The sequence below is a fragment of the Verrucomicrobiota bacterium genome (assembly GCA_037139415.1).
GTDB lineage: Bacteria > Verrucomicrobiota > Verrucomicrobiia > Limisphaerales > Fontisphaeraceae > JBAXGN01.
This window is the reverse complement of the sequence record JBAXGN010000344.1, coordinates 1-2,722: the sequence shown is the minus strand read 5'-3', so window position 1 is coordinate 2,722 and position 2,722 is coordinate 1. Positions and strand designations below refer to the sequence as shown.

Sequence of the window (2,722 nt, the reverse complement as noted above, 5' to 3'; positions counted from 1 at the left end):
AACCTTGCTTGCAGCCATTGCGAAGGCCCTGCGATCAGTCACAGCACAAGACGCCGCCCATTGGTTTGCCTCCTGCGGCTACACTATTACTTAACGTACTCTAATCCCGGAAGAAGCCAACAAAGAACCCCGGGGTTGCCCCCGGGGGTTGGTTTTATAAGATTAGCTATGTTCGCTATTCTTTATTAGTTGTGGGCAGCAACGCTGCAAATATTCGTGCCGGCCGCAACCGTGCCGCTGAGAGTGTAAGTTTCACCAACTAGGCATAGTGGCCAACCGCCCTTAATATACGGAGCGAGTACTGTGCTGGCAGGCAAAGCCGCAGTTCCCGGCTTGTTCTGTTCCAGCGCCCACTGATCAACGGCATCAGCGATTAGGCGTTGGTTGTTCTTGCATTCACTAACATCCCATAGGCGAGCCACGGACAGCATAATACTACGCGCTCCCCTCGACTTTACAGGGGATTTTTGCTGACGGCCGCGCCGTCGCTAGGATGCGTGTGCTGGAATTTTACCGGGGCACTGTAAAAACAGCCTCTTTTCATCGATAAATTAAACGTGCTGTCCCATAGGCGAACTGCAGAACTTAGCAAATCCTGGCAAATACGGGTCTTTTGCGGAAAGTACAGGCCGGTGGGGGGCACCTTCTGTCCCATAGCAACGCAGCAGTTCAAGCAGGCAGGTTTTGACCCACAGGGCGCTACGCACGAGGCCGGCTAAGCGCGAAAAGCTGTGGCCCCAGCGCGAGACATGGCGTAGAAACCGTAAGAGCAAATGCGTGATCAGTCCCGTCCAGACCTGCCACTTGACGGCCTTCTCATTGGTGCCGATAAAGTCGCTCAGTTGCAGCGTCTGTTTGAGCTCCTTGAAGAACAACTCGATACTCCATCGCGCACGGTAGAGTTCGGCGATGGTGCGCGCACTCCACGCGGTGTTGTTTGTGATGAATGTCATCTCGCGCTCTTTTCCGTCCACTTCCACCAGGGCGGTTACCCGACGCAAGCTGGCGGTGTACTTCTTGACGGTGTCCACACCCGCCGGGCGGACCAATTCGTCTCGAAGGATCTTCCCCGAACACGGCAGGTTTTTGACGGTGTCGAAGAGCATGTTGCACTTGGGACGCAAAACGAAAAATACGCCACGCGCGTTCAGACTGGCGAGGAAATCCAAGTCCACATAGGCGCGGTCTGCCAACAGCACATCGCCTGTCACCATGCCGGCGCACAGTACGTCGGCACGTACGGAGTCATGATGGGCGGCGTCTTCCACAACAGCAAATGTCGGCAAAAACGTGCCGATATTTAACCGCATATGGCACTTGGCGGCGGCTTTCTTCCGGCGGTGGCGTGCCCAATCAATGCTGGCCAAGGTGAGTTTCAACGTGGTCGAATCTATCGCAAAGATCTCGCGCTTGAGGCGGAAGATGAACCCAGCGTGCTTTCTGTACTGGGTAAACCCCGGACAGATTTCCTGCAGATGGGAAAAAAGTTTCCAATACAGCGCTTCTGCCAAAGCAGGATCACGGGTGCGATTGGCATTCGAGAATGTGTTGCGGACGGGTGGAGTCGCGCCACGAATGCGCAAGAACTCCGCCTCGTGCAAAGCCAGTGCGTCGCAGGTCTCGTTCAAGCTCAAGGTGTGCGCGGCATGGGTGTATATCAATGCCAGCACATGACTGACTTCTGAAAACTTTCGGGCGTCGATCTTGTGATCGCGCGCCAATTGAGGAATCATGTGCTCCGGAATCAAGTTGCACGCCTGCCGGAAGACAGTATGCTTACTCTTTGCTGACCGGGACGGTTTACCCTCACGGGTACGAGGCGCTTGGCGGCGCCGAGGTGTTTTGTTTTTCATGCGCCTGTAGACTACAGGCGAACAACCGCCCGGTCAGCGCTTTTCCACTTGCCCGTGGAGAAGCCTATGGGATGCTAGTGAAAACAGGTTGAGGATCTTCGTGGGCAGGGCTTTCATTACATTACCGCCATCACAAAACCCCAGATCGAATCCTTGCTGAACACCGGCATCATCGAAATGGAGTTGTTCGACAATGAACTGGCTGAGGTGTTCCCGGATGAAGGCCTACGGTATATTTTACGAAGGAATCCTGTGCGAGCCCAAGAGATGCTTGCTTCAAGAACTTCCAAGCTTGCGGCCGTCCAAGCGTACGTTGTCAAAAAGAACGAGTACCTGAAGGCGCATCCGAAATCGAAGACGGCGGTTGCCCTGAGCGCTGTTCAACAGAGGGCGCAGCGCCTGAAGATAGGACCATTCGTTCGACTGGAAGAAAAAAACAGGGAATTGTTTCTGACCGTGGATACGGACGCGATGACGGAGGCAGGCGAACTGGACGGTTGTTATGTCCTGAAGACGGACTTGCCGGCGAAACGGATTAGCAAAGAAATGGTCAATGCCCGGTACAAGGATCTTGCGCAGGTCGAGTGGGCGTTCCGCACCAGCAAGACCGGCCTGTTGGAGATGCGTCCGGTCTATGTGCAGTTGGAGTCGAGAACCCGAGGACATGCGCTGGTGGTGATGTTGTCCTATCTGATCGTGCATCAACTGGCCAGGCTTTGGCAGACCGTCGAATTGAAGATAGAAGAGGCGATGCATGAACTCTCCACTCTCTGCCTGACAGACTTGCAGATCGATGGAAAACCCATGCTGGGGCGCATTCCTGAACCACGCCCGCTTGTCGGAAAACTTCTGAATTTGGCGAAGATCGA

At 54.7% G+C, this 2,722-nt stretch carries 2 protein-coding genes; one reads left to right on the top strand and one right to left on the bottom strand.

Translation table 11 applies throughout. The features are described from left to right. Positions 1-551: 551 nt before the first annotated feature. Complete coding sequence (locus WCO56_29450) at positions 552-1,853, bottom strand: IS4 family transposase (GenBank protein MEI7733727.1); 1,302 nt, start codon at positions 1,851-1,853, stop codon at positions 552-554. A gap of 153 nt (positions 1,854-2,006) precedes the next feature. Here WCO56_29450 and WCO56_29445 point away from each other — a divergent pair. After that, positions 2,007-2,722: hypothetical protein (locus tag WCO56_29445; protein ID MEI7733726.1), on the top strand; the 716-nt coding region annotated here is incomplete at its 3' end.

Excerpts from the sequence above, each read along its gene's own strand:
- WCO56_29450 (MEI7733727.1), bottom strand. The coding sequence starts at position 1,853 with ATGAAAAACAAAACACCTCGGCGCCGCCAAGCGCCTCGTACCCGTGAG.